Annotated in this window: 16 protein-coding genes; 4 read left to right on the top strand and 12 right to left on the bottom strand. The window is 60.1% G+C overall.

Going from position 1 to position 25,175, the window contains the following annotated elements:
• Positions 1 to 67 precede the first annotated feature (67 nt).
• The 9 genes from icmH to tssB are packed head-to-tail and all read right to left on the bottom strand — an operon-like array spanning position 68 to position 8,842.
• Positions 68 to 937, bottom strand: a complete 870-nt coding sequence (gene icmH, locus ACFY68_RS14550) for a type IVB secretion system protein IcmH/DotU (protein ID WP_387528422.1) — start codon at positions 935 to 937, stop codon at positions 68 to 70.
• A 1-nt stretch (position 938) separates the two neighbouring features.
• Positions 939 to 2,276 carry a type VI secretion system baseplate subunit TssK gene (gene tssK / locus ACFY68_RS14545; protein ID WP_387528419.1) on the bottom strand — a complete coding sequence of 446 codons (1,338 nt, stop codon included), beginning with the start codon at positions 2,274 to 2,276 and terminating at the stop codon, positions 939 to 941.
• A 52-nt stretch (positions 2,277 to 2,328) separates the two neighbouring features.
• Complete coding sequence (gene tssJ / locus ACFY68_RS14540; RefSeq protein ID WP_387528416.1) at positions 2,329 to 3,123, bottom strand: type VI secretion system lipoprotein TssJ; 795 nt, start codon at positions 3,121 to 3,123, stop codon at positions 2,329 to 2,331.
• A complete protein-coding gene (locus tag ACFY68_RS14535; protein ID WP_387528413.1) occupies positions 3,120 to 3,677 on the bottom strand; it encodes an FHA domain-containing protein in 558 nt (185 codons plus the stop codon). Before ACFY68_RS14535 ends, tssJ begins: the two co-directional genes overlap by 4 nt.
• The gene (gene tssG / locus ACFY68_RS14530; RefSeq protein WP_387528410.1) at positions 3,674 to 4,690 is read right to left on the bottom strand and encodes a type VI secretion system baseplate subunit TssG; all 1,017 of its coding nucleotides are present in this window, start codon (positions 4,688 to 4,690) and stop codon (positions 3,674 to 3,676) included. The genes ACFY68_RS14535 and tssG overlap by 4 nt, the downstream gene beginning before the upstream one ends.
• Positions 4,654 to 6,420, bottom strand: coding sequence for a type VI secretion system baseplate subunit TssF (gene tssF, locus ACFY68_RS14525; RefSeq protein WP_387528408.1), 1,767 nt, complete (start codon positions 6,418 to 6,420; stop codon positions 4,654 to 4,656). The genes tssG and tssF overlap by 37 nt, the downstream gene beginning before the upstream one ends.
• A 3-nt stretch (positions 6,421 to 6,423) precedes the next feature.
• The gene (tssE, locus tag ACFY68_RS14520) at positions 6,424 to 6,834 is read right to left on the bottom strand and encodes a type VI secretion system baseplate subunit TssE (RefSeq protein WP_387528405.1); all 411 of its coding nucleotides are present in this window, start codon (positions 6,832 to 6,834) and stop codon (positions 6,424 to 6,426) included.
• On the bottom strand, positions 6,831 to 8,321 hold the full coding sequence (gene tssC, locus ACFY68_RS14515; RefSeq protein ID WP_387528402.1) for a type VI secretion system contractile sheath large subunit: 1,491 nt from the start codon (positions 8,319 to 8,321) through the stop codon (positions 6,831 to 6,833). The genes tssE and tssC overlap by 4 nt, the downstream gene beginning before the upstream one ends.
• Before the next feature lie 17 nt (positions 8,322 to 8,338).
• On the bottom strand, positions 8,339 to 8,842 hold the full coding sequence (gene tssB, locus ACFY68_RS14510; RefSeq protein WP_387528399.1) for a type VI secretion system contractile sheath small subunit: 504 nt from the start codon (positions 8,840 to 8,842) through the stop codon (positions 8,339 to 8,341).
• A 319-nt stretch (positions 8,843 to 9,161) separates the two neighbouring features.
• Here tssB and vasI point away from each other — a divergent pair, with 319 nt between their 5' ends.
• The 3 genes from vasI to tssM are packed head-to-tail and all read left to right on the top strand — an operon-like array spanning position 9,162 to position 14,871.
• Positions 9,162 to 9,794 (top strand): type VI secretion system-associated protein VasI, encoded by a 633-nt coding sequence (vasI, locus tag ACFY68_RS14505; protein WP_387528396.1) that lies wholly within the window; start codon positions 9,162 to 9,164, stop codon positions 9,792 to 9,794.
• The gene (gene tssA, locus ACFY68_RS14500; protein ID WP_387528393.1) at positions 9,782 to 11,239 is read left to right on the top strand and encodes a type VI secretion system protein TssA; all 1,458 of its coding nucleotides are present in this window, start codon (positions 9,782 to 9,784) and stop codon (positions 11,237 to 11,239) included. Before vasI ends, tssA begins: the two co-directional genes overlap by 13 nt.
• A gap of 5 nt (positions 11,240 to 11,244) precedes the next feature.
• A complete protein-coding gene (gene tssM, locus ACFY68_RS14495; RefSeq protein WP_387528391.1) occupies positions 11,245 to 14,871 on the top strand; it encodes a type VI secretion system membrane subunit TssM in 3,627 nt (1,208 codons plus the stop codon).
• A gap of 784 nt (positions 14,872 to 15,655) precedes the next feature.
• Here tssM and ACFY68_RS14490 read toward each other — a convergent pair.
• Entirely contained in the window at positions 15,656 to 19,246 is a 3,591-nt protein-coding gene (locus tag ACFY68_RS14490; RefSeq protein WP_387528388.1) for a dermonecrotic toxin domain-containing protein, read from the bottom strand.
• Between the two features lie 185 nt (positions 19,247 to 19,431).
• Between ACFY68_RS14490 and ACFY68_RS14485 the strand changes: the two genes are divergently transcribed.
• Positions 19,432 to 23,934: an NEL-type E3 ubiquitin ligase domain-containing protein gene (locus ACFY68_RS14485; protein ID WP_387528385.1), complete on the top strand. Its 4,503-nt coding sequence runs from the start codon at positions 19,432 to 19,434 to the stop codon at positions 23,932 to 23,934.
• A 93-nt stretch (positions 23,935 to 24,027) separates the two neighbouring features.
• Here ACFY68_RS14485 and ACFY68_RS14480 read toward each other — a convergent pair whose 3' ends face one another.
• The gene (locus ACFY68_RS14480; RefSeq protein WP_387528382.1) at positions 24,028 to 24,297 is read right to left on the bottom strand and encodes a DUF3077 domain-containing protein; all 270 of its coding nucleotides are present in this window, start codon (positions 24,295 to 24,297) and stop codon (positions 24,028 to 24,030) included.
• A gap of 135 nt (positions 24,298 to 24,432) precedes the next feature.
• Positions 24,433 to 24,675: a hypothetical protein gene (locus ACFY68_RS14475; RefSeq protein WP_346612882.1), complete on the bottom strand. Its 243-nt coding sequence runs from the start codon at positions 24,673 to 24,675 to the stop codon at positions 24,433 to 24,435.
• Positions 24,676 to 25,175: the final 500 nt, after the last annotated feature.

Here is a 25,175-nt window from a genome sequence, read left to right as displayed (position 1 = left end):
CGATGGGCTTGTCAGCGAGGTAACACCCTCGCTAATCCGTTGAATTCAGTTGCGCCGGTTTCTGCTTCTACTGCTGCAAAATGCCGTTGAGCGATTCCAGTACTTCGGTGGTTATCAGGTGCAGGCGATAGCTGTAGATGCCGTAGGCCACCGCCATGGCGAGAGCGGAAATTACCAGCGGGCTCCACCAGGGCCATTGCCGGTTCATGCGGAAGTTATGCGGGGCCACGTTGGTGTAGGGATCGCCGACCGATTCCGGCACTGGGCCGCGCAGTTCGCGGATGATCCCGTGCAGTTGGTGTATCAGCTCGTTCAGTGACTCTTCGCCTTTCGGCGCGATGGCGTACTTGCCCTTCAGGCCCAGGCACAGCGCGAAGTACATGAATTCGAGCACGTCCTGATAGCGCTCGGGCTCCTGCATAAGGCGCGAGAGCACAGTGAAGATTTTCTCCCCACCCCAGGTTTCGTCGTGGAAGATGCTGAGCAGGGGCTCCTGGCTCCAGCAGCTGGCCTTGCCCCAGGGCCTGTCCATGACTGCTTCATCGATGAAGAGGCACAGGCCGTAGGAGTACGCCAGCAACTGAGTGGGTTCATAGCCGTGCTGGCGTATCTCCTCGCGAATGTTGTCGATCTGGTTGCGCACTTGCTGGTGCACGTCCTTGATGTTGGGCAACGCATCCAGGGTGCGCAGGCGTATCACCAGGCCGAACAGAGGGGCAGCGGCATCCAGCATCAGGTTTTCGTAGCCACCGCGCAGTTGGAAGTCTGGGTCAGCTGCGTAGCCTGCATAAACAGGCTCTGACTTGGTTTTCTGATCGGAATCTCCAGCTTCTGCGGATGCGGGTGAGTCGCCAGACAAGGACTCCTCAATCATCGTCTGCAGTTTTTTACTTTCAATCTGTGCAGCATCACTGGGGAAGGTTTTGTTATCTACCATGTCATTCACTCCTGATCGCCCAGAACTGCAGTTCAAGCCCAGGGAACTCGCCTGCGACATGAATACCGAAGCCGTTGGAGGTCTTCATGGCCGCCCAAGTCGGGCCCCCACGGTCCAGCTCGAAGTAGGTGAACCCCGCATGGAAGGGCAGATCTCGCGGCGCCACGGGGAGCGGCACCAGCGGAATACCGGGTAGTTGCAACGGCACGGCCTCGTTCAACGATTCCAGCGAAACGATCTTGGCCTTCTGCACGAACATCTGGCGCAACGTGTGCGGTGGAAGATTGGCGCGCACTGCCAGAATGAAATCGGCTTGATCGATCAGGCGACGGTCTTCCAGCGTGGTCGTCATCACCCCGTACTCCAGCGTCTCCAGTGGTAGCGAGACGGCGCGGGGTTGCAGTACCGTGCTCAGCGCCCGGCGCAGGGCGTCTTCCAACGGTTTGAACGAAGTGCGCAACGCTGTGTGGTGATAGGCAGGGTATTCCTGCGGCAGACGGGCTTCGTCGGTGAAGGTGACGAACTCACCACAGGCTTGACTCATGCACAGATAAAGCTGCTCGGGGTGCGTCTGGCCTTGCCTGGCTAGATGCTGAAAGCACGGCCACCAGCGGTTCATGGCCTGGAGCAAGTTGAAATCGCGGATGTCGGCGATACCCGACTGGCCTGAAGCACCGATGCGCGCGGCAAGGTTGCGCGCACGTTCGCGTAGGGTGTTGGTGATCTCCTCCAGAAAGCGTTGTAGCGCCGGTACGGCACGCACCGAGACACTGGTGGGATAGAAGCCTTCATCCAGCTGCAGGCTGCCATCGGGGCGACGTTCCAATATGCGTGCCATGGCTAGCCGTGTGTAGGCGCTGCTATCGTCAGCCTTGCGTTTGAGTTGCAGGTTTGGCACTGCCAGGTCAACCTGCACCAGGTCGCCGTCGGCGCTGTGGGTGTCCTTGATTTCCTCGGCTTGCGCGCGGTAACGGAAGTTGGCGGCGTTTTCGGGCCAGCTCACCTCGCGGCCTCCTTCGGTACGCAGCGGCAGGCACAGGAAAATCTCGCTGTCTTTGGCGCCGTCGTCCTCGATTTCCAGGGGTGGGGGTGGCGGCAGGTCTGCGGGGATATCGAAGACCGTGCCATCCGGCATGACGCCCCGTGCACGGGTGATGGCGATCTTGCCCAGGCTCAGGTATTCCTCGTTCAACTGCAGTTCGCTGAAGCCATAGAAGGCTGCGTTCAGGCTGCCAAGGCGTTGATGCAACGCTGCTTCGGCGGCACGCGCAGCCTGCTGAAAATGCTGCGGTTTGACGAACAGGCCCTCAGGCCACAAGACGGGATTACGTGAACTCATGAGCGCTCCATGTCAGGGTGAGTAAGCGATAGGGGCAGGGCTAATGGCGCCATCAGTCTTCCCCCTTGAGCAGAACCTGCGTGTCGTTGAGCAACACCGACAGGATGATTTGGTGGCCGCGAGGGGGTATGCGCAGCACCTGGCTCCAGGTGGCGTTTTCCTGGTTGCGGTAGTCTGCGATCACCGCAACGAAGCGCGTCTCAGGGTCGATGGGCGCAAAGGGGATGAACTTGAACTGGCCGGGTCGCAGCAGGTAGTCGTCATCGCGGATGTAGGTGCTGCGCAGCGCCTTGGCAGGGTCCTTGTCCAGCAGGTCGTAAACACTGTTGCGTATAAGAGAGTCGTCGCGCAGTTGCAGGATCTTGATGGCCATGGGCGTAGCGACAGGCTCGGTGGCTACGGTGGTGGTACGGGGTATGGTCAACACTACGGTCGGGTCTTCGTAGCGGCCGGGCGTACTTTCCTCCATGGGAGAACGCGCCAGATCATCGTCCTCGTCCACTGGCGTCGCGACAGGCGACATTGCCGGGAACTGTTCCTGGAGATAATCGAGCAGTGCCCCGACTTTCTCGGTCAAAGCATAAGGGTCGCCAGCGCTTAAGCTGACGGCATAGGGGCTGGGTTCCAGAACGCCAGGCTGCTCAACTGGCACTTCGACGCTGTGAGGGTTGCCGTTGAGTGTCGGGCTAGCATTGATGCTGAACGCGACTAAGGTGGGGTGTTCCTTGGGCGGGCCGACGGACACCGAGGGATCTTTGATCACTTGGCCGATTTTGCTCAGAGCAGTGCAGCCCGAGAGTCCGATCAGCGCCGTCAGTAGACCGGCCACGAATGAATGACGCGTCATGGGCGTTCTCCTGCAATCAGCTGTTCCAGCGGGCTCGGTTGCGTTGGCCCTGTTGCGTTGTCCAGTGCCGCCAAAGGATCGTTACCGATGCCTGACGCGAAGGCCGAGCAGATGTCTGCGACAACCTGCGTGGTGCCTGAAGTGGTTAGCCGGGCGTTGACTGGAACCTCCACTAGCCAGTGATCAAGGGTTCGCTGTTCAGGACTGAACAGGTCCTCCAGAGAGCGTGCATCGGCTTGCGAAAGTTGAACCTGGAGTCGGTAGGCGCCAATGCGCAGTTGGTCACCGTCCAGCAGTCGCCTGGGGGCGAGCGAACCCAAGCTGTCGTGGCTGTCGTTCAGGTAGGTACGCTGAGAGCGGTCGATAACGCAGAAGCTGCCCTCGATCCAGCCAATCTCGCAATGGACCGGTGCAACGGTCTGTTCACGATCATTGATCAGCCAGTTGGCCCCGGCGCTACCGATGGTGCCGCCTGTGCAATCGAATTGATGTCGGGCAGTGACGTTGTGTTGCAACTGATCAAGGTTGGTGATGCTCAAGGTCAATGTGCTCATGAGCGCCCCCGGAACCGCACGACAGGGCTGATCTGGCCGTGGCGGTCATCGACAAAGCTGGTCCAGCCCAGGTAGGCCCCTTGGCTACGGTGCAGGCAGAAGGGCGACAGCGCGTTCTGCTTCAGACGCAGCTCCAGGTCATAGGCCAGCCCGTCCCGCAACAGGAAATCGATCAGTGCGCGCAAGCGATTGAAATTGAGGCCGCTGGGCAGCAAGTCACGCAACTGTTCCTGGTCCAGCTCGCTGATAACGATGGTGAACTTGCTGCTGCGGGTTCGCGTGCGGCTGCCGATCACGAAGGAGCTGCCAAGCTCGCCGTTGCTGCGGCCAAGGCTTACCAGCTGCTTGGCCTCAGTGGGGACCGAGCGCGTTTGGAACTCGCGGATCTGCACTTGCTGCAAGTCGAAGCAGTGGGCAATGATGCCGGCAACGGTGCCCGGTGCACGGCTGCGGCTGGCAATGACTCCGGCGAAACTGAGCAGCCGGCTCCAGGGCAGCGCGGTGTCGCCGCGCAGCTGTTTGTCATTCAAGCCGAGCAGGGCGAAGATGTACTGCGAGAAGCCATCGGTCGCGCCCGGCTGGAAGCGGATGTAATAGCGGTACTTGCGCCAGATGCGGTGCAACAGGCTCAGCAGGTAGTGATTGAAAAAGTCGAAGAAGGCCGGCCGCACACCGATGCCGTGGGCATGCTCGTACGACACTTCTTCCAGGTAATAGGTTGGCAGGGGCGAGTCGGTTCCGTGCAAACCCATGAAGGTGGTGCATACGCGATAGCGGTCCGCTGCTTCAGGCATGCGTTCGGCCTTGTACACGTCGGACACCGGAAAGGTCAGCCGCGGGTCGCTCGCAAGCCGCACGCGCAGCCGTGTGGCCGGGTCGGGCCAGCGTGGTTCCAGGTCATCCCCGTGTAAACCATACAGGCGCTCCAGCAACTGGAAGAAGTTGTACTGGTGCGCCTCGGCGAGCAGCTTGTCGGCTAGATCAGCGGTTGTTTGCCGGTCTGGATGGGCCATGTGTAGTGCTCGTTGTTGGTGGTGTTGATCACTTCCAGTTGGTGGAAGGAATTGATGCTGGCGTACAGGGCGAAGAAGTGTGCGAGCACGCAACCGAACAGATACAGGTCGCCTTCGCAGAGGAATGCGCTTTGATCCAGCTTCAGCCGCGTGCGCAGGCCACGAATGGGCTGGCCCTTGAGAAGCCAATCCAGGGGCTCTGTTTGAATATCCCGGATGCCGTCAAGGCGCTTGCGGGTGGTGCGGGTTTGCTGGATGTCATGCAAGGCGGCGAAGTCATAGGCATTGATGACCGCTTTCAGCGGCTCGGCCGAGAGCAGCGACAGGTAGTTGAGCGACATGTTGGAGATCAGGGCCCACTGCAACTGGCCGTCCAGTACCGGCCGGTAGGGGCGGGTTGGAGCACAGAGGTTGGTGTAGGTGGCCAGGGGCGGCGTGACCTCGGAAATCACATTGATGTCATCGACAGTTAACGCCAGCGGCAGGTCGCGGTTGGTGCAGGTCAGGTCGATGGAGGCCGTTTCCAGCTCACCGATGTAGGCGTTGGCGTCTGCGCGGACAAATGCGATGCGGTGGGTGACGCTATCGTCGCGCAGGGATTCTTCCAGCGTGTAGCGGTAATACAGCGCTGTGCGCCCTTGCACATGTTCGATCTCATGGGCGAACGACTCGAAGGCGCGAAAGGTTCGCAGGTGTTCGCCGGTACTGCCGTCTGATGTCGTGCGGGTGCTGATCACCTGATCGACACTGAAAATTTCATAGGCGTGCCGCTCCTCACCCCGGGGCGTGAGCTCAGCCTGGGCGGTCCGGTTGGACAGGTCGATAGGCTCGGCGCTGTGACTGAACAGGTTTACCGCAGGGGTGCAGAACAGGCTGAAGTCTGCTCTGCCAACACGCAGCGAATCAGGTAACTGTCGGGTGAAGTGAAACTCGAGGCTGACCTGCTGAGTCGCCTGATCGGGCCAGACTTTCTCCAGCCCGGCTACGCTGAAGAAGTGGAAACGCTCGGGAAATATGAAGTACTCCTGCAGAATCCGGTAGCCGTCGAAGACGTTCTGTGGGTAAGGCAGCAGCGCTTCGTCTGGATTGAAGCCGGGGAAGACGATGTTGCCGGCCGGCAGCCGGCGGATCTCGCCATTGACTGTCACTGCAACATGCTTGAGATATTGAGCGATCCACAGGTACAGCGTGCGGGCTGTCTGGGTATCACCGCTCAAATGAAAATCGAGGCTGGCGCAGCCCAGCGTGTTCAATGGCCGCTCGACCAAGGTTCGCAAGTCGAGCCGAATCACCGAGCTGTCGAGTGTTTGGGTTGCACCTACCGCGTCGATCTCGAACGGATGAATGTCCACCGCCGTGCAGGTCCGAAACTCGCAGGGCACCCCATCCACGGGCTTGGAGAACAACCGCGAGCCCTTGGGAATACGCTGCGACTGGCTGAGCGCTTGCTTGCGCGGGGTGAACTGGATGATCGTGGCGCTCGGCAGAGGCCGCAGGTAATTGGGCCACAGCAGCTGCAGCATCGGGTGCGTCAGCTCCGGCAGGTCGTCCTCCAGTTTCAACCGCAGCTTGGCCGTCAGGAAGGCAAAGGCTTCCATCAGGCGTTGGACATCCGGGTCGCTACCACCCTTGCCGAGCAGCCGGGCAAGTTGTGGGTTGTCGTGGGCGAAGTCGTTCCCCAGTTCATGGAGATAACGCAACTCTTCGCTGAATCGATCCTTGAGTGACATGGGTCACCTCACGCGGGTGTGGCGGTTGTGGCCGTTGACCAGGAGCTCCAGTTGCAGCTGCTCCGTGTGGTTGTTGACCTGCACGAGGCAGTCCAGCCTGAAATGCAGTTCCAGCGGGGCATGGCAATCGGGCATGGCTTTGAGCATTCGCACGTGCACACGCGGCTCAAAGCGCTGAAGGGTGCGGCGGATGTCTGCGCCCACTTGCTTCAGGAGGTCGCCGCTGCTGACGTCGTGCCCGTTGAAGTCACGCAGGCCCAGCTCAGGGCTGCTTTGTGAGCAACCCTGGCGAGCGTTGAGCAGCGTTTCGAGGTGGCGCTTGATGGCGGCGAACTTCTGCGTAGCGTTCTCTTGCCTGGACGGCACCCGGCTTGCGAACTGATTCGTCACCAAGTCATCGAAAAAGCCACTCATTGGGTATCAAGCCGACCAACCAGGGAGATTTCGAAATTCGCTCCCATGTACTTGAAGTGCGGGCGTACCGCGAGGGACACCTGGTACCAGCCCGGATCACCGGCGACGTCAGAAACTTCGACCTTTGCAGCACGCAACGGGCGACGGCTACGTACATCGGCAGACGGGTTCTCCTGGTCGGCGACGTATTGCTTGATCCATTTGTTGAGTTCGGACTCAAGGTCCCGTCGCTCCTTCCAGCTCCCGATCTGCTCGCGCTGCAACACCTTGATGTAGTGGGCCAGGCGGTTGACGATGAACAGGTAGGGCAGTTGGGTGCCGAGCTTGTAGTTGGTCTGTGCTTGCAGGCCTTCGGGTGTTTTGGGGAAATTTTTCGGCTTCTGCACCGAGTTGGCTGAGAAGAACGCGGCGTTGTCGCTGTCCTTGCGCATGGTCAGGGCAATGAAACCCTCTTCTGCCAGCTCGAACTCCTTGCGGTCGGAGATCAATACTTCAGTAGGAATTTTGGCCTGCAGCTGGCCCAACGATTCGTAAAGGTGCACCGGCAGGTCCTCGACTGCGCCACCCGACTGTGGGCCAATGATGTTTGGGCACCAGCGGTAGCGGGCGAAGCTGTCGTTGATGCAACTGGCCAGAAGGAACGCGGAGTTGCCCCACAGGTAGTTGTCGTGCCGTCCGGCAACGTCCTCGGCGTAGTGATAGCTCTGCACGGGATTTTCTTGCGGATGATAGGCAGAGCGGAGCATGAAGCGCGGCCCGGTGAGCGCAGCGTGGCGCGAATCTTCACTTTCACGGAACGCACGCCACTTGGCGTGCCGTGGTCCCGCGAAAATGTCCTTGATCTCCTTCAGGTTGGGCAGCTCTTCAAAGCTGCTGAGGTTGAAGAAGTCAGGGGAGGGTGCGGCGAGGAATGGAGCATGTGACATGGCACCGACGGAGGCCATGTAGTTCAATAGTTTGATATCGGGGGAAGAGGGGCCGAAGCTGTAATTGCCGACCATGGCCGCAACCGGCTCGCCACCAAATTGGCCGTAACCTGCGGTGTAAACGTGTTTGTACATTCCGCTGCACGTGATGTCGGCCGCGTTCTCGAAATCATCAAGCACGTCTTCCTTGCTGACATGCAGAACTTCAAGCTTGATGTTCTCGCGGAAGTCCGTACGGTCGACCAGCAGTTTGAGGCTTCGCCACGCGGATTCAAGTTGCTGGAATTCAGGTTGATGCAGGATGGCATCCATCTGCTTGCTGAGTACTCGATCCAGCTCCGCAATCATCTGGTCAACGCGATGTTTGTTGATTAATTGATCTGGGTCATGACTTTTAAGGATTTCGGCAATAAAAGCCGATACGCCTTGGCGAGCGACTTGGTAACCCTCCTGGGTGGGAACCAATTTGGTTTCTGCCATGATCTGGTCGAGCAGGGTGGTATTGCTCAGCGTTTCGGTTGTCGTTTCAATCGCGACGGTAGTGTTGTTCTGCTTCGGCATGGGGACGCTCCGTTGTCTTAGTCTTCTTTTGGCGCTTCAAGCACCAGGTCCAGTTCCTGGGCCAGTTGTTTGCGCGCTTGCTCGCTATTCAGCAGGTGCTGCAATTGCTTACGGAACGTGGGCACGTTGCCCAGGGGGCCTTTCAGGGCGACCAATGCTTCGCGAAGCTCCAGCAGCTTGTTCAGCTCCGGTACCTGGCGGGCGATGCTGTCGGGCCCGAAATCGTTGATGGCCTTGAACTGCAGGCTGACCGCCAGCTCTGCATCGGGGGCTGCGCTGAGTACGGAGGGTACGGACATAACAAGGTTTACATCAGCATCGTTCAACACATTGTTGAAGGTGTGTTTATCGATACGCATGACCGAGCGGTCTTCCAAGGCGCGGGTGTCATCCAGCCCGAAATCACCAAGCACCAACACTTTATGCGGCAGCTCTACTTCCGCTTGTTCATCGCCGGTGGCGGGGACGTACTTGATGTTTATGCGTTCTTTGGGTGCAACCGATCCCGTTGATTTAGCCATCGCAGAATGTCTCCTTGGTTCCTAGGTATTGTTCCTGTTGGTTGTTTCTTGTTTTTGAATTAGTTTGTAGGAAATTTCCCTGCTTCCGTGTGCAAACATAAACTGGGTGTAGGACTTGTTATCGCTCGCCTAAAAAGACCATGCCTTCGGTGTTGTTATTTAGTCGAGTGTGAAAATGTAAGAAAATATTTGTTTGTGGCCTGTACTTTTAATCGGCTAGGCTCTCGCCGGTTTATGGGTGTTTGATGTCTGGTAGGGAGTTATTAAGTCTGCTGGCTGAACTAGGGCATATGTACTATTGAGAGGGATTTTACTTGCGATGATGGGTAAAAATGCTTACGGCATAAGTCTTTTTCTGATGCTCGCTGGTATATCGGTATCCGCGTATTCAGATCAGGATTGCCGGCAGATCGTGTCCAACCTTGAGCGCTTGGCATGTTTCGATAGTTTCGCTGGGACGCCCGCGCATCTTGTGCCAACGCAGTGGTCGGCACCGGAGCAAGACTCGCCCACGTTGCGTGGCGTGATGGCCCACGAAGCCGGGCGTGCGGCAGATGACCTGACGTTTCGCCTCAGGTCCGGCGATGCCGGGCTGATGATCTCCGCGCCTGCAATCGCTTCAGTCGCACCTCACCCTTATCTGGTGATCAGCTGTGTGCAGAACATCTCCAGGTTGCAACTGGTAACGCCGCAGCCGATCGATGCCGGACGGGTGCTGATCCAATTGCAAGGGGAGCGTGGCGCAACCGCGCCTACACCCTGGCAGGTGACGGAGAACGGTCAGGTGCTCGATGCGGGCAGAGGCTTGCCGGGCATCGAGCAGATCAAGCAGTTGATAGGGGCTCACCGTATTCAGGTGAAGAGCGACCACGCATCCGTCGAGGGGCTGGTGTTCGATGCTCAAGGCCTGGATCCGCTCATTGACGAGGCGCGTAAAACATGTCGCTGGTAGCAGAGGTCAATGCGCAGGAAATTGCCCGGATGCTCGCACCCATAGACGCGCAGACACCCGCCGGGCTGTTCGATGTTGAGGACGAAACCTATCAAGCCATCGACCAGGAAATGGTCAAGCTGGGCGGGCTACAGGAATCCTCAATCGACTGGGTCTACATCGAGGAAGCGTCCCGGCAGTATCTGGGCCAGCAGTGCAAGCATTTGCGTATCGCCGCGCATCTGAGTGTTGCCTGGCTGCGCAGCCGATCCTGGGCGCACTGGGGTTTTGCCTTGGCGCTGCAGGCTGGCTTGATCGAAGGGTATTGGGAAAACTCATACCCAAAACCCGGCCCTAAAGGCTTCCTCGGCAAGCGCAAGCTGGTTGCCCTGATGCTCAATCGGTTGATCGAAGCGCTACCGCGGCTGGACCGCTTCACGTACAGCCCTGCTCACGCGGCGGCGGCACAGGACGCGTTGCAACAGTTGCAACGCCAGCGAGCTGCAGCGCAGTTGGATGAAGCAGTCCTGGGCGAACTCAAGCGCGTGCTTGGCAAGCACATAGAGCTTGCCAACGGTGTGGGTGAGCCGGCTACGGCCAAGGGCAATGCAAAAGGGACCAAATCTGCGCCACTGGCCGAGGTCATCGCCACGCCAATGCCCCGCATATCGCTGGGCAACGAGCGTGAATCACGCCGGGCCGTGCTTACCATGGCCGAACTGATCAATCAGCAGGACCCTTACGACCCGACGGGCTACCAGCTACGTCGGTTTGGCTTGTGGGCGCATATCCAGGCAGCACCGCAAACCAGGCAAGGCAACCGCACGGAGCTGATGGCGGTGCCACAGGATATTGCCGGTGATTATGAAGAGGCCATTGCAGGCACCGGGATTGACGCGGCATTGCTCCTACGGATTGAAAAGAGCGTGACCGCTTCCCCCTACTGGATACGCGGCAGCTTCCTGGCGGCAACTGCTGCCACCCGGCTGGCCATGGGCGAAGTAGCAGAGGCCATTCGCGCCGCGACCGCGCGGTTCGTGCAGCGCATGCCGGCGCTGCAGCAGCTGTGCTTCAGCGACGGCAGGGTGTTTGTCGACGATCAATGCCTGGCCTGGCTCAAAGGGGCGGACGGGCAATCCGGGCAAGGCGGTGCCTCCCGAGAGTTCGCCAGCCTACGCGAAGAGCTGGTCAGTCAGTTGGAAACCGGCGGTGTAGAACCGGTGTTGCTCAAGTTGCAGGGGATGCAGGCGGATTTCCGAGCCCCCCGCGAGCGCTGCCACACCACGGTCATCGCCGCTGACCTGCTGGCCGCACGGGGCGTTTCCTGGTTGGCCCAGGACCTGTGCGCAGGCGTTGCCCGCACCATGCAGCAAACCACCGCCAGCGACTGGGAGCCTGAGGTATTTCAACGGCTTCAGCATTACGCGTCGGCCCACGCGCTGGCCGATCGAAACAAGGAGCAGTAGCCTCGATGAATCAACTCTGGAAGTACCTTAAACGTTGGGGCTGGCCGCTGATGGCCCGTATCGGGCTCGCGATGCCGCTGCTGCTCGCGTTGGGCGCTGTGTTGATGCTGGTCGCCATCTGGTGGCTCGGCCCTCAATGGGCGTGGCGCGAGCAGCGGCCGCTGGCCAGCGTGGCGCATCGCAGTGTGGCGACCCTGGTGCTCGTGCTGGTGCCGTTGTTGTGCTGGCTGGTGGTTTTGCGCACGCGCTTTCGCCGCTTGCAAGCGCAGCGTCAGCACGCGGTGGCCGCCGAGCTGGATCCGGCGCTGCCGTTCGTCCATGCGCAAGAGCAGGCATTGAGCCAAGGGCTCGCGCGCTTCCTGGATAATGCCGGTGGCCGTCGGGCTTTGTACCGACTGCCGTGGTACCTGGTGCTGGGCAATGAGCAAGCCGGCAAGAGCAGCTTTATCAACTGCACCGAGCAAAATTTTTCCCTGACCCGTATCGACAAGGCCCAGGCACGAGGCCGACAGGCGCAAGCGCTTGCCTACCCAGTGGGGTGGTGGATCAGCAATGAAGCGGTGATCATCGACCCGCCAGGTGCCTTTATCAGCCAAGACGCCCCGGCAGGCCCGCCGACCAGTGCCTCAATTGACAGCGGACCCTCCGTAGCACCCGGTACCCAAGCCAAGTTGTGGCAACACCTTTTGAGTTGGTTGCAGCACAATCGAAGTCAGCGAGCGCTCAATGGTCTGTTGCTGGTTGTCGACCTGCCCGCGCTGCTGCACGGTACCGTCGAGCAACGCACAGCACTCGCCCACGTACTGCGCACACGTCTTTACGAGGTGAGCACCCAGCTTGGTTCACGCCTGCCGCTGTATGTAGTGCTAAGTAAATTCGATCTTCTGGATGGCTTCGACCAATTCTATGGCAAGCTTTCAGCCGCCAGTCGCGAGCGCCTGTTGGGATTCACGTTCAAGCTGGATGCAGTCGACACCTTCGACGCATGGCTAAGCGAGTATGGTGAACACTACGACAGGTTGCTGAGCCAGCTATTCGAGCAGGTGATCGATCAACTGCACATGCAGAGCAGCCCTGAGCCACGTTCACGTCTCTACTCACTGCATGCACAGCTGCTCGGATTACGCCCGATCTTGCTGAGTTTCTTGCGTGAAACGCTGGCAAGTGATCGTTTCACCACGCCGGCGTTGGTGCGTGGGGTCTATTGGTCGTCTGTGCTGCAGCAAGGCGACATGCGCAATGCCTTTGTCCGTGAGGCGGCACAGCCCTACAAAACCCAACTTCCCCTGGTTGAAGGCAAGGCCCAGGGCAAGGCGACGGTCTACTTCGTTCAACAAGCCTTTGGGCAGGTCATCTACAAAGAGGCTGGCCTGGCCGGCGACAATGTCAGCGTCGCCCGCAGCAAGCGGCATTTGCTTTGGGTAGGGTCTTCTTTAGGTGCTCTGGCCTTTTGCGTGGCCGTTGCCAGCTGGCATCGTTACTTCGACATCAATAACACCAAAGCGGCCAGTGTGCTTGCCAAGAGCCGGGAATACAGCCATCACGAAGTGGACCAGCGACTGGACCCGACTGGGCGAAATTTGCTGGCGCCACTGGACCAGATCCGCGCTGCGGTAGCAGTGTTTGGCGACTACCGCGCAGCCTGGCCGGGTGTCGCCGATTTGGGGCTTTATCAAGGGCGAGCCATTGGCCCTCGGGTGGATGAGGCGTACCTGAGTTTGCTATCCAAGCGCTTCTTGCCCGCCTTGGCCAGCGGTGTGATCGATGCGATGAGTGCGGCACCTGCCGGCAGCGAGCAACAAATGGCCGCGCTCCGGGTTTACCGGATGCTCGAGGATCGCCAGAACCGACGGCCGGAATGGGTCGAGGACTGGATGGCGCGGCGCTGGCAACAGGCATTCCCCGGCCAAGGGCAGCTGCAACGTGATCTCATGCAACACCTGAAATATGCCTTGGCGTATGCCGATGCCGATCTGCCGCAGTACCGACAACGTATCAGCGACGTACAGCAGATGTTGCGTAAGGTACCGCTGCCACAGCGGGTGTATGCGGGCCTCAAGCAACAGGCCCAGGAGCAGTTGCATCCCGGTCTGGACTTGCGCCACCAAGTCGGCCCCGCGTTCGATGTTGTCTACCAGCCTTCTTCCGGCTCAAGCCAGGGAGATAACGGTATTTTGTTGGCCCCGATGCTCACGGCAAAAGGCTTCAAGGAGTACTTTGAACCGCGCAGCCAACGGTTCGCGGAAATGGCGATGATCGACCAGTGGGCACTCGGCGAGCGCGCCCAACTCGATTACTCCGATGCCGACCAGGCGGCGCTGACCGAACGCCTTCGCAACCTCTACAGCGCCGACTACATAGACAGCTGGCGGCGTGCCTTGAATGCATTCTCCGTGGTGGACTTCCGAGACCTGGACCATGGCGTCAAGGTCCTTGAACAGTTGACCGGCCCTGCGGCGCCTTTGCACCGATTGTTGGAGGCAGTTCGCGAAAACAGTGCGCTCTTATCACCGGCGAGCATAGATGCGGCGGGTGAAGCCGCGTTGCTTGTTTCGGCAACCAGCAAGCCCGAGCAACAACAGGCGTTGGCCATTCAGCGGGCGTTTGCAGGCCTGAGTGCCATGCTGCACGCCGCAGGTGAGAAACCCAGCTACTACGATGAGACGCTTAGCGCCATAGCTGCACTGCATGACTACGCCAAAGCGGTGCAGGACAGCCCGGACCGAGGCAAGGCCGCGCTGCACGTCGTGCATCAGCGTTTTTCAATGACGGGGCACGACCCCATTGGCACCTTGCAGCGCGTTGCCACTGGCTTGCCCGAGCCGATCAATCATCAGGTCAGAAAGGTGGCGGACCAAACGGCGCAAGTGCTGAATGTCGAGGCACTGCGCGAGCTGGAGCGACGCTGGGATGCTGATGTGTATAGCTTCTTCCAGCAACGCCTGGCCGGGCGCTACCCCTTCGTCGTGAAGGCACCCGATGCATCGCTGGAAGACTTCGAAGCATTCTTTGGGCCGAAAGGGCGACTGCAGCAATTCCACGATCAGTACCTGAAAGTCTTCCTCAAGGATAACCTCGAAGCCTTGCAGTCTGGTCTTCAGGGGCATTCCTTGATTCGTAATGACGTGATCAAGCAGTTGGAACTGGCAGACCGCATCCGCGAAACGTTTTTCGACCAGCGCGGCAACCTCAGCGTGCAGTTCAGCATCGAGCCGTTGGGGCTGAGTGCAAATCAACGCACCAGTTTATTGGATCTGGATGGCCAGCTGATTCCCTACACCCATGGCCCAAGCCAGATCACCGGCATCGTCTGGCCCAATACGCTGGGCCAGCACGTGCGTAGCAACCTGACCCTGCTGAGGCAGAACGGCAATAGCAGCAGCCTGGAATACCGGGGCCCATGGTCGATGTTCCGCCTGCTCAGCCGCGGTTCGCTCAATGGGCGTACGGCAACCAGCGTGGACTTGAGCTTCCGGACCGGTGACGGCGTGATGCGCTATCGGCTGAATGCCGAAAAGGCCTTCAACCCCATTACTCAACAACCGTTCAAAGGGTTCCGGTTACCGCGAGGGTTGCTGCAACAGCCGTCCAGGGTGGCTCAGGTCGGACAGGCGGGCATACCTGCCAGGTAAGGAGGGGCGATGCGAACTGTAGTCTTGTAGTGGCGGACCTGTGATGCACTGGAGCTGCTATCTGCGGCTGGGTCCAGTGCTTCGTGAAGGTGCACAAGGCGTGTGAGCGCCATTGACATCCGCATCGCGCCGAGCGGCAAGGTGCAGGCGTTCCGTCAACCACATGACGCCTGCAGCTTTTTGGTAGCACTCTGTGAGGGACATGCTGACGTGTGGCCGAAGCAGGGCCAAGCAGCTTCGGATGGCCCCTTGATGCAGGGGTTGCACCCACCCGTGACACAGGCCCAGTGCCTGAGCCGCTGACCAGATGGAGGGAGCCTTGGCAAAGGTTTTAGACTCCCATAACAATGGGATGTCTGAGCGTTGAAGGTAGGCGGGTCGCAGATCCAGCGCAGCTTGGACAATTGCCTGTCCGCCGGGTAAGAGGTTTGATGAGCTGACCACGTGAGCAGGGCTTGTGTAGCTGAAACTGTAGAAATGGAACCCTATTGCTTCAGCAAGAACAGGCAGTTCTTTGAGTAATGCCGGGAGCTCTCGCAAGCGCTCCCATTCTTGTGCCGTTCTGTCGAGCATTTAACCTCCATGTAGGAACGCCCCTAGCCGTCAAAACTGTCGGAAAGGCTGAACTCATTGGTCAAGTATAGGGCAGGCGCGGGCGGAAGAAGTTAAACACGCCGTGAATGACGGATGTTGAGGCATCTGAGCTTCATTTGGAACTCAGAAGGTCTATAGGACAGCGGCCTCCGAAGAGGCCGTGTTCAGAGATCAATAAAAATTGAGTAAGTCAGCGGTGTTCAATTTCCGGATCAAGAAGCCGTTGTGCAGGCATCGCCAGCATGCGCCTGCGGTAATACTGATCATCGTCCATACGCGTGAGCCTGCGCCAAGTTTCGGTATGCGAGCCAGGCAGGGCATCGAGGTACTCATCGCTTTCTACCAGGGCTCGCAGGTCACGGCGATACTGCAGTGGCAGGCGCTCCCAAACGTTGATCTGGTCGGTAGTGGCGCCGCCGAGCAGCTCCTCGTAGTCAACGTCTGGAACCAGCAAATCCAGGCCGGTGGCCTGGTAGTAGGCATCGATTTGCCCCCACACCTGTGGACTCAAGGCGCCCCCCTCCAGGCGTAACGTTCGAGCCACATGCTGTGGGATGGCTGCTACTTCCGGTAATACTGTCAGTGGATTGTGAGAGAAATCCAGCAGAATGGGATCAACCGATCCTTGCAGGCCATTGGGCAGTTCGTCCAGCCCGCAGTGAGTAAGGTAAACGGTGTGCAGGCGGGGTAGCGCGGTGAAGTCCGGAACTCTACTCAACGGGCAATGCGAAAGGTCGAGCACACGTAGATTGACGAGGCGGTCGAACCTTGCCTGTGTAACCGCGTCCCATACCAATGGGTTGCGCTCCAGGTCCAGCCATATCAGGGTCTGCGGCCTGCCCACCCGGGGAATCTGGTTGACGCCACAACGGGAGAGCTTCAGCCGCTCCAGCGCGGGGAAACGTTCGTACAGTTCTGCTGGCAATGTAGTCACAGCCAGGTTACCGGAGAGGTTCAGTTCGCCGATATGCGTGAAATCATTGGGCAGTGCCAGTGCGGCAAGGTCCTCGTCATTCAGATCCAGGGCCGAAAGGTCAAGCGAATAGAAGGCATTTCCCTGATCCAAGGTTCGACGCCAGGCGTTTTCTATGCGTTGGATGGCCCTTCGTCGGTTGGGTACCGGCTGCGCCCACTCGGCAAGGTCACTGCGCAGTTGCTGTAGTCGGTCTTGTAACCGGTCGATTTCGACTGTCGGTGACAGGCCCTGGCTTCGCCAGTTCTGAATGGCTGCCTGAATTTCCTGCTCGGACGCACTGGGATATAAGCGCCGATAGCGTGCCACTGTCGGCGGGCGCAAAAATTGTCGCGAGTACGCCCTAGGGGGTTCGCCCCCGCGCAACACTCCTTCGCCCCAACGAATTGGTTGATAACCCCAAAGGCGTCGTGTCAGTGCAGTGCGCTCATTGGCGATCATGGTCAAGATACGCTCCCGCAACGCTTCGCCTTCATCGACGGCAAGGTCCATGGCCAGACGCTGTGTGCCGGGGAGTGCCGCCTCGACCGCACGACACAGGTCCTGGTCAACTACCCCTGGAGCAGGGCGCTCACCTAGATAGGCTTCGTAGCCATCGAGCGATTTGACCACCACCGCTCGCTCGGTTGCACCCACGTCGCCGATGCTATGCAGTACCACACCTTGTGGGCCGCCCGCGCGAATTTCCAGGCGCAGATCGGGCGACCAACCGGGCACGTGCTCCAGGCAGGCCAGTAACAGTCGCTCGCTGTCATGACTGGCCAGACGCGGCAACCATAACCCCAGGGCGGCGCGGGTTAGCGGCAGGTCACTGGCCAGTTGGCTGGCGCGTTGTTCAAGCGCTGCTGATATCGGGCCCTTCGCGCGCAAGCATGCAAGAGTAAAGGCCAGCGGCTCGGGGATTGGTTCATTGCCAAGGTGGCTCTGTAACACTTGTTCCTCGCTCGTGCCGCTGACCTGCAGCGCCTTGACCAGGTCGGCATCGGCCAGTTCCTGATAGGCCGGGCTCAGTCTTCGCACCAGGCGTGGGCCGGACCAGGCGTGGGGTTGTTCGTGTTCGGCGCGCCAGGCGCCTTCGCCGTTATGTTCCAGCAGCGGCTCATAGGCCTTCGGGTCGCTGGGGTGGACGATTCGCCAGCGGTCCAAGGCAGCATCCAGTCGCTGTTCGTAGAGGTGGCCATCGAGGCGAATGAAGCTGCGCCCCTGGTGTTGAAACTGACCGGCTGCATTGGCCGGCAAATGCTCTGGTAGCGCAGTATCACTAATGTAGGTGGCAAGATCAGGGCGCCACAGGCGCTGTGTACCTTCGGCGGTGCGTACCGGCTCGAGGCTTTCCATCAAAGCGCTGTTGAACAGTTTTGGCACGGCTTTGCCGGCCACATGCAGCCCGCCGATCAGTGCCAGGTTCAACCCGACCGCTTCCAGATGCCGCAGCGCCAACTGACGATCACCGATGCTCCATGCCTGGTAACCGTCATACACCTCATCTAACAGCTGACACACCATCACTGCCGTCATCAATGTGCCGACGCCGGGGACGAACAGACCGGCTAGCATCAGTGCATTCAGGCCCAGGCTTTCCCATTGTGCCTGGCGCCGCTTGAGCGCTTGTTCGTCGGCATCGGCGGTCGGTACCGCGAGCTGACGAGCCTCATGTTGCAGCCGCGCGACATGATCCTGATGGAGGAAGCTGAACAACTCACCGTCGATGGCGACTGGCACCAGGTACAGGGATGCGCCGCCTTCAGCATCAAGGTTTTGCCCCAAGCGGTTGAGGAAAGCCTGCTGCTGATCGCGTGGTACGTAGGCGAGGAACCGCTGCTGGAAATCCGCCTGTTGCAGATCGTCGTGCAATTGGTCCTGCAGCGCGGGCAGGTTCGCGAACTGGCGCAGCGAAATCTCGTGGCCGGGTAAATAGAGCAACAGCCCCGCTGCGCCGAGGTCGATTATCAGCACCTCATGCAGGCCAATACCGAACAGGCTCAGCTGGCTACAGGTCAGCGTCGAGCTTTCGTCAATAAACGCCTGCACGTTGTCCAGCGCATCGCCGCTTATCTGATGGCGAAGAAAGGCGAGGTTTGCTGCCACGCCTAGACGATCCTGGTGAACCCTGACGGCCAGCGAAGCGACTTGCGGGGGGGCGAATACGGACGCCAGGTGTGCCTGGTAGCGCTGGCCTAGGTCCAGGGACCGGCAGGTCCGCGCAAAATCTGCTGGAGACAGGCTCAATGGCTTGATCGTGTAGGCCTCGGAGTCCAGGGCTATGTCGACCAGTGTCTCGCTGTCGCCCAGTGTGGTCTTGCCAATGACGGTGATCTTTTCAACGTGCGTGTCACCTTTGAGCGCCAGTGAGCTTTCTCGGCTGAATTCAACCTCATCTTCGAAGTTGTGCAAGGCGGCCTCGAGCAGGCTTCGGCGTTCGTGTTGATTGACGTATGTTTGCCAGGTGAACAGGCGCCGGATGTGGATCAGTTCGCTGGTGCGTAAGGGGACTGACAATTGATGGTCGGTCGCCAATGCTTGCGCAAGCAGCGGTTCTGCAAATTCGACAATGTTCTTCAAGCCCTTCAGTGCGCGGGCGAGTGCGCTTTGGGAATGTGCCAGGCGCGCCTGGCTGGCTTGTACTGCCTCGCGTAAATCGGGAATAGCATTGGCGAACCAGTCGGCCTGATCGGCGGGCAGGCCTTGGGCGGGCAACAGGGTTTCGTGCAAGGTCTGCCATTGCTCGGGTGAGGCGTGATGACCCCAGGTCGGAAGCTGGCGTTCTATCAGCTGTTGATAAGGGTTTTCCAGGTCTATGGACGGCATCGTCGGTACTCCTTTTCTCAGGGGTACTCAGAAGGCAGGAAGTGGCCGCGGCCAAGGTGGTAAATAGAGCTGATGTTTGCCGTCGAGGATCGCTGAGCCGGTAAACGTGGGTGGTAGCTATCTAGTCCTGGGTCATCAGGAGCGTGCCATAGGCTTCGCGTTTTCAGCCCTATTGGAGGCAAGCCATGGCCCATGACCCTGAGATGCAGGGTACCGAGACACTGACCCTGGAGCAGGCCTTTCAGGATGACCTGTTGGCGAGGCGCTTACCCAAGTGGGTGGCGGGCCTTGGCAAGCATCATCTGGATGAGTGGCGCGCCGCCCTGAAGACCAGCCTGGCCTGCCGACAGCAACTCAATAGCCGGATATCACGTATTCGGGGTATCAGCGAGTTCGCACGCACTACCTTGCAACGGGCCCTGGACGAACGCTTCGGTCCCGGGCTTGATGTTTCCACGATGTATTTCCGGCAAGGCTATCTGGTGCCGTCCGGGGAACAGCTGTTTACTAGCCGGGTGCCCGCCATGGTGCCTGAATATGTGCAGATACCCCTGCTTGAAGCGGCGATGAACAATTTTGTCGACGAGGAGGCGCACAAGCAGCTGCCAGGCAACGCATTGGTCACCGAGAGCGGCGCGCACCTGAAACGGCCAACGGCCATCGAGTTCGCCACCCTCTGCCGAACGTTGGACATTGGAGCGCGTTATCAGGCTCACCTTGATGCAACTCTGGCGCCGACGCCCGACCTGGGAAACCCTGGCGCGACTGCCAGCTCACTGCTGGGGCAGCTGAAGCGTTCCACACTGCTGGTCGATGCGTGCAAGGCCCGGGCAGAAGGCGTGCTCAACGCGGCCGAGCTGACGATGCTGGTCGGGCTCTACACCCGTGGCACGCTGCCGAAATTGAACGGGGCCAGGGTGGTGGCCAAGCAGCTACGAGTGCTTGGCTGCGACCTGCAGCAGATCATCGTCTTCGATGTGCTCGACGAAGGCTTGTTGCGCACTACCAGCCAGCGGGTACTGGTCTACATACCGGGCGACCCCCATGGGCCGTGGAGTGCCTATTCCGACCTTCAGCAGTTCAGCAGAAAATTGCTAGATGCGCGCCTGCGCAGTGCCCGCTATCTGACATTCTTCAGCCGCTTCGTGCGCCGCCGCGACAGACAGCGTTTTTTCCCCACAGTGACCGAGCTGTACCGCGGTGTGCCGATATGGGCTACCCGCGACCTTGATGAGCACATGCGCGCGTACCCAGAGCCCTTGTTTGACCAGCTGGCGTCGATGCGTATCCGCCAGATCAAGGACGATGCGGCAGTGATTCTGCCGCCGGTTGCGCAGATCGACCGTGCCGTCCAGCGCGAGCACGAGCGCCAACTGGTTGCGCAAGGCTGGACCTTGATCGGTGTGGCAGGCCTGTTCATTCCCGAAATCGGCGCGGTCTTGCTCGCGATAATGGCGTGGGAACTGCTAAGCGAACTGTTCCATGGCATCGAGGAGTGGCATGACGGTGATACCGCCGCTGCGCTGGATCACCTGAGTAATGTCGCCGTGGACCTTGCGCTGGCTGGGGCGACGGCTGCGGGAGTATCGCTGGCGCGTCGCGCCTGGTCTCGCTCGGCAGTGGTGGACAGCCTGGTATCGGCGCCCATGGAGCAGGGCGACGCGAAATTGTGGAACCAGGACCTTACAGCGTTTCGAGGCACTGCCCCGCAGGTGCCGGCGGATGTGCAAGGGGTTCGTCAACAGGGTGGCCAGGCCTGGATCGAGATGCAGGGGCATCACTACCCAGTGCGTCAGCGGGTGACCGATGGTAGTTGGCAGATCATGCCTCGCGACGGTTTCGGCCCACGGCTGCTTGGCAATGGAGGTGGGGCCTGGCGGCTGGCAAGCGACCCGCCTGAGTGGTGGCCCGATGCCCCGATGCTGTTCCGCCGCCTTGGCGGAACGTTCGGCGAGCTGGATGACGCGGATATCGACACGGTGCTCAGCATTCATGGCCTGGGAGACGACAACCTGCGGGCGTTGCACATGGCGTGCGAGTTGCCCGACCCCTGGTTGACCGACACGGTCCAGCGCGTGCATCTGCACAGGCGTATTTCAAGGCTGACCCAGCAACTTCGTACCGGCGTGCCCAGCAGCGATCGTACCTTGCTGCAGCATGCCCAGATGCTGCGCAATGCCGCTGGCGTGTCCGCGGCTGAACTGGCCGAGCAGGTGCAAGCGCAACGTTTACGATTGCTGCAAGACTTTTACGATAGCGTCCAACCCAGCGATACCCAAGCTGTCGCAATGCTGCGCAGGGTATTCCCCGGCCTTCACCACAGGGCCGCACAGGCGCTGGTGGACGCCGCCGACGCCAGCGACCTCCGGCGTCTGGCTGTCGATCAGCGCGTGCCAATGCGCCTGGGTGAGCTGGCCCGGGCCAGCGTCCAGCGTATCCGCCGCGTCAGAGTACTGGAGGCGCTGCACTTTGACATACCGCAGCCTGCCGACCTTGGGCGCGTGGCCATCGGTTTGCTCGATGACCTGCCAGGGGCAGCGACGGGGGTCCGTTGGCACTACCAGGATGGCGGCATTGGCGGCCCCGTGCTGGCCGAAAGCGAACAAGGCCAAAGCGTTTTCTACCTGCTTCACTTCGATGGCCGGTTTCAGTTGCTCGACCAGTACCATGCAGTCCAGGGTGAGCCTGGCGAGCTGTTCGAGACAATGGTTGGCGCCTTCAACGCCAGCCAACGGGCAGCGATGGGGCTGTCACAACCCTCAGGAGAAGGGCTGCGGCAGCTACTGGCGGGCCAGGCAGCTGCCCGGCCGGAACGCGTGGAACACATGCTTGCGCAGGCCCAGGCAGGGGGCTTCCAGGCGCCACGACGCCTGGAAGATGGTCGCTTCGGCTATCTGTTGAGCGGGCGACGGCCTGCACGAGGCACACGCCCGGGCAGACCGCAGGCGCTGGGGGACAGGGTGCACAGGCTGTTTCCCTACCTGGACCAGGCGCAGATCGACACCTGGCTGAGGGACGTTCGGGCCTCTGGCCAGCATGTGGAACCTTTGCTGCGAAGGCTGGACGAGCAATCGCAATTGCTGCAACGTCACATGCAGGCCTGGGTGGAAGACGCGGCTGACGAGGAGGGTCGGCAACAGCGACGTTACCTCAGCAATTCCTTGCTAGAGTGCTGGCAGCGCAGTAGCAGTGAAGAATTTCGCGAGGGACCCGAGCGTACCGACCTATGGTGGAGCCAGATGGGCGCGCGGGTGGGCGGGTTGCCTGAGTTGCCAGAGCAGATCCGCTTTCGCTCCGTGGTGGTGTTGTCATTGCGACAGATGGACATCAGCGCTATTCCCGACGGCTTCCTGCAGGCCTTCGAAAACCTGCGCGTCATGGAGTTGCCCGGCAATGCGCTGACTCGTTTGCCTATACACCTGCAGAACATGCGTCACTTGCAGTGCCTGGACCTCAGCGGCAACCGGATCACCTTGGACCCTGGGCAGTCCACGATTCTGGCCGGCTGCGAACGGCTGAGCTACCTCAATCTGTCCGGCAATCCGTTGGGGAGGGTATTCTCGGTCGGCGCCATGGCCGATCTGACCGAGCTTCGGCTTCAGGACACCCGGATCGATTGTTTGCCTTACAACATTCTGCAGTGCTCACGCTTGCATACCCTGGATGTCCGCGATAATCAGATCACCGCGCTGCCTGCGGGGTTCTTTGAGGGGCGGCTCTGGGCCCAGGGCCGAGTCTGGCTGCATGGCAACACGCTGAACGCCGAGCAGGCGCAAGCGCTACAAGCGGCGTTGACGGTGCCTCGTCCACTTGAGCTGCCGCAAGGCCCCGAGGCGTTTCCGCGGATGCGCTGGCTCGACACCGTCGCCCCGCAAGACCGTGATGACCTTGGCTCGCTATGGGCGCTGGTGGAGGCCAACGAAGGCTCCGAGCCGTTCTTCGAACTGCTCAATGGCCTCACCCAGACCGGCGATTTTCGCAGCCCGGCTGGCGCCGCCAATCTGGCCACTCGGGTGCTGGAGATGCTACGCGCCATGGACGACGATGACGCCTTGCGCCAGGAGCTGTTCGGCCACGCCCAGGCGGTGACCTGCCAGAACAGTGTTGCGCTGCGTTTCAGTGATCTTGAGGTGCGTGTACGGGTATGGGAAGCACAGCATGGCGCCATGGCCGATACCCAGGAGCAAGCACTGTTGCGCTTGGGGCGGCAGCTGTGGCGGCTGGAGATGGTCGACCGCATTGCGCTGGAAGATTTTCTCTCGCGGCACGCAGCGGGCGAAGACCCGGATGAGGTTGAGGTGGTCTTGGCCTATCGCCTGGCCCTGCGTTCGGACCTTGACCTGCCGGTGCGTATCACCACCATGCGCTTCGGCTACTTGGCTGATGTCGGTGCTGCACGCGTCAGGCGGGCACTCGAGCGTGTGCTGGCGGCCGAGAGCAGCGAGCAAGTGGCGCGATCGCTGGTGGAGCGGGATTTCTGGCAGCAACATCTTCGGGGTACCCATCAAGCGCGGTTCGACGAACTCGATGAGCCGTACCGCGCGCAGCTCGAGGCGCTGTTCGCTGATCATGATCAAGCGGAGGCCGTGCGTCTGCAGCAGATTGCGCAGCTCCAGGCGCAACGTTCAGAGGCCGAGCGTGAGGCCATGTTGAGTATTACTCGAGAGGCGCTTGATGTGCTGGGATGAGCCTTGGCCCAGAGGGGAGGCTGGGTTACCAGCCTCAAACCTGAGCGGCATTGCGTGTATTCGATGAGACTGACCGAAGCACGTCAGCCCATCTCAATGCATCATGCCCAACTCTGCATCATCCATCAGCGCCTTGGCCAACGCGCTCAGGTAATGTGAGGCCCATATCAACTGAGGGTTGTCGTCCATCAGGCCCGCGATGGTCAGGTCCCGCACGCATCCCATCAATTCCGATGCTTGTTCGCGGGCGTTTTGGCAGGGGATGCCAGGCTCGATGCAGAACAACGGTTGTGTCTTTTTCTCGCCTTGATAGAACTTGGTCTTGCCGACCGTGGTTTTGATAGCGATCTCATCTGCAGGCATTGCTTGATCTCCCTGGAGTCCTGAATCCTGGGCGGGCATCTTCGCGGGCAAGCACCTCACATCACCGCGTCGCTGTCACTGTGGGAGCCGGCTTGCCGGCGATAGCGCCAGCCCAGGCAATACACGATTAACGGCTTAGTGCTGGGTGCGCGGCGCCGCTGGCATCTGCATCTGAATCAACGCTGACTCAAGCAACACACGCAGCGACTCAAGCTCATGCATCGTGGCCATCATCAGTACCGAGGCGGGCGACTTGGGCTGCATCGAAACAGCCTGCTGGGCCACCATTTGTGCGCACAGAGCGTACTCCGTGGCTTGGATGATGGTGTCTTCAAGGGAGTGGTGGTTGTGGGGTGGATCGGGGACGATCTTTAACATAGCTATTTACCGGTTTGGTGCGACCACCTATCTGCTGTCAAACAGAAGGGTGGCAGCTGTACGTGGGTTGACAGACCGGCGGAAATAGTAAGTTCCGGCGCACGCAAGCGTGCCCGCACGTACAGCCACCATAAGGGCTAGCCGTACACTATTTGCCGTCACAGCCTGTCAAAGCTGTATCGTTGATGTGCAACGACAGGCTGAGACTAGGGGGCTACCAGCTGGGCTGCAACGGAAAATAGGGCGAGGGAGTATGTTTGGGAAATGGACTACAAGGAAGAGCGCAAGTCTGATTTTTTTCACGTCTAGCGAGTCCTTGGATTTCCATTTCGCGAGCTAAATGATCAACCACTTTCGACCCACTATGATCACTGTCGGGCCACGCGGGCACCGTCCCAACGCTCTGTAGTCTTTACCTGCCTCATCGCCGGCAAGCCGGCTCCCACAGGGTATGCGGCGCGCTCGCGGGCTTTGTTCTCTGCGCGACAGCGCAGCCCGAA

The sequence above is a fragment of the Pseudomonas sp. NPDC012596 genome, assembly GCF_042902325.1.
In the GTDB taxonomy this organism is placed as follows: domain Bacteria; phylum Pseudomonadota; class Gammaproteobacteria; order Pseudomonadales; family Pseudomonadaceae; genus Aquipseudomonas.
Note: the sequence above shows the minus strand (reverse complement) of the source record. Positions and strands in the feature narration are given on the sequence as shown.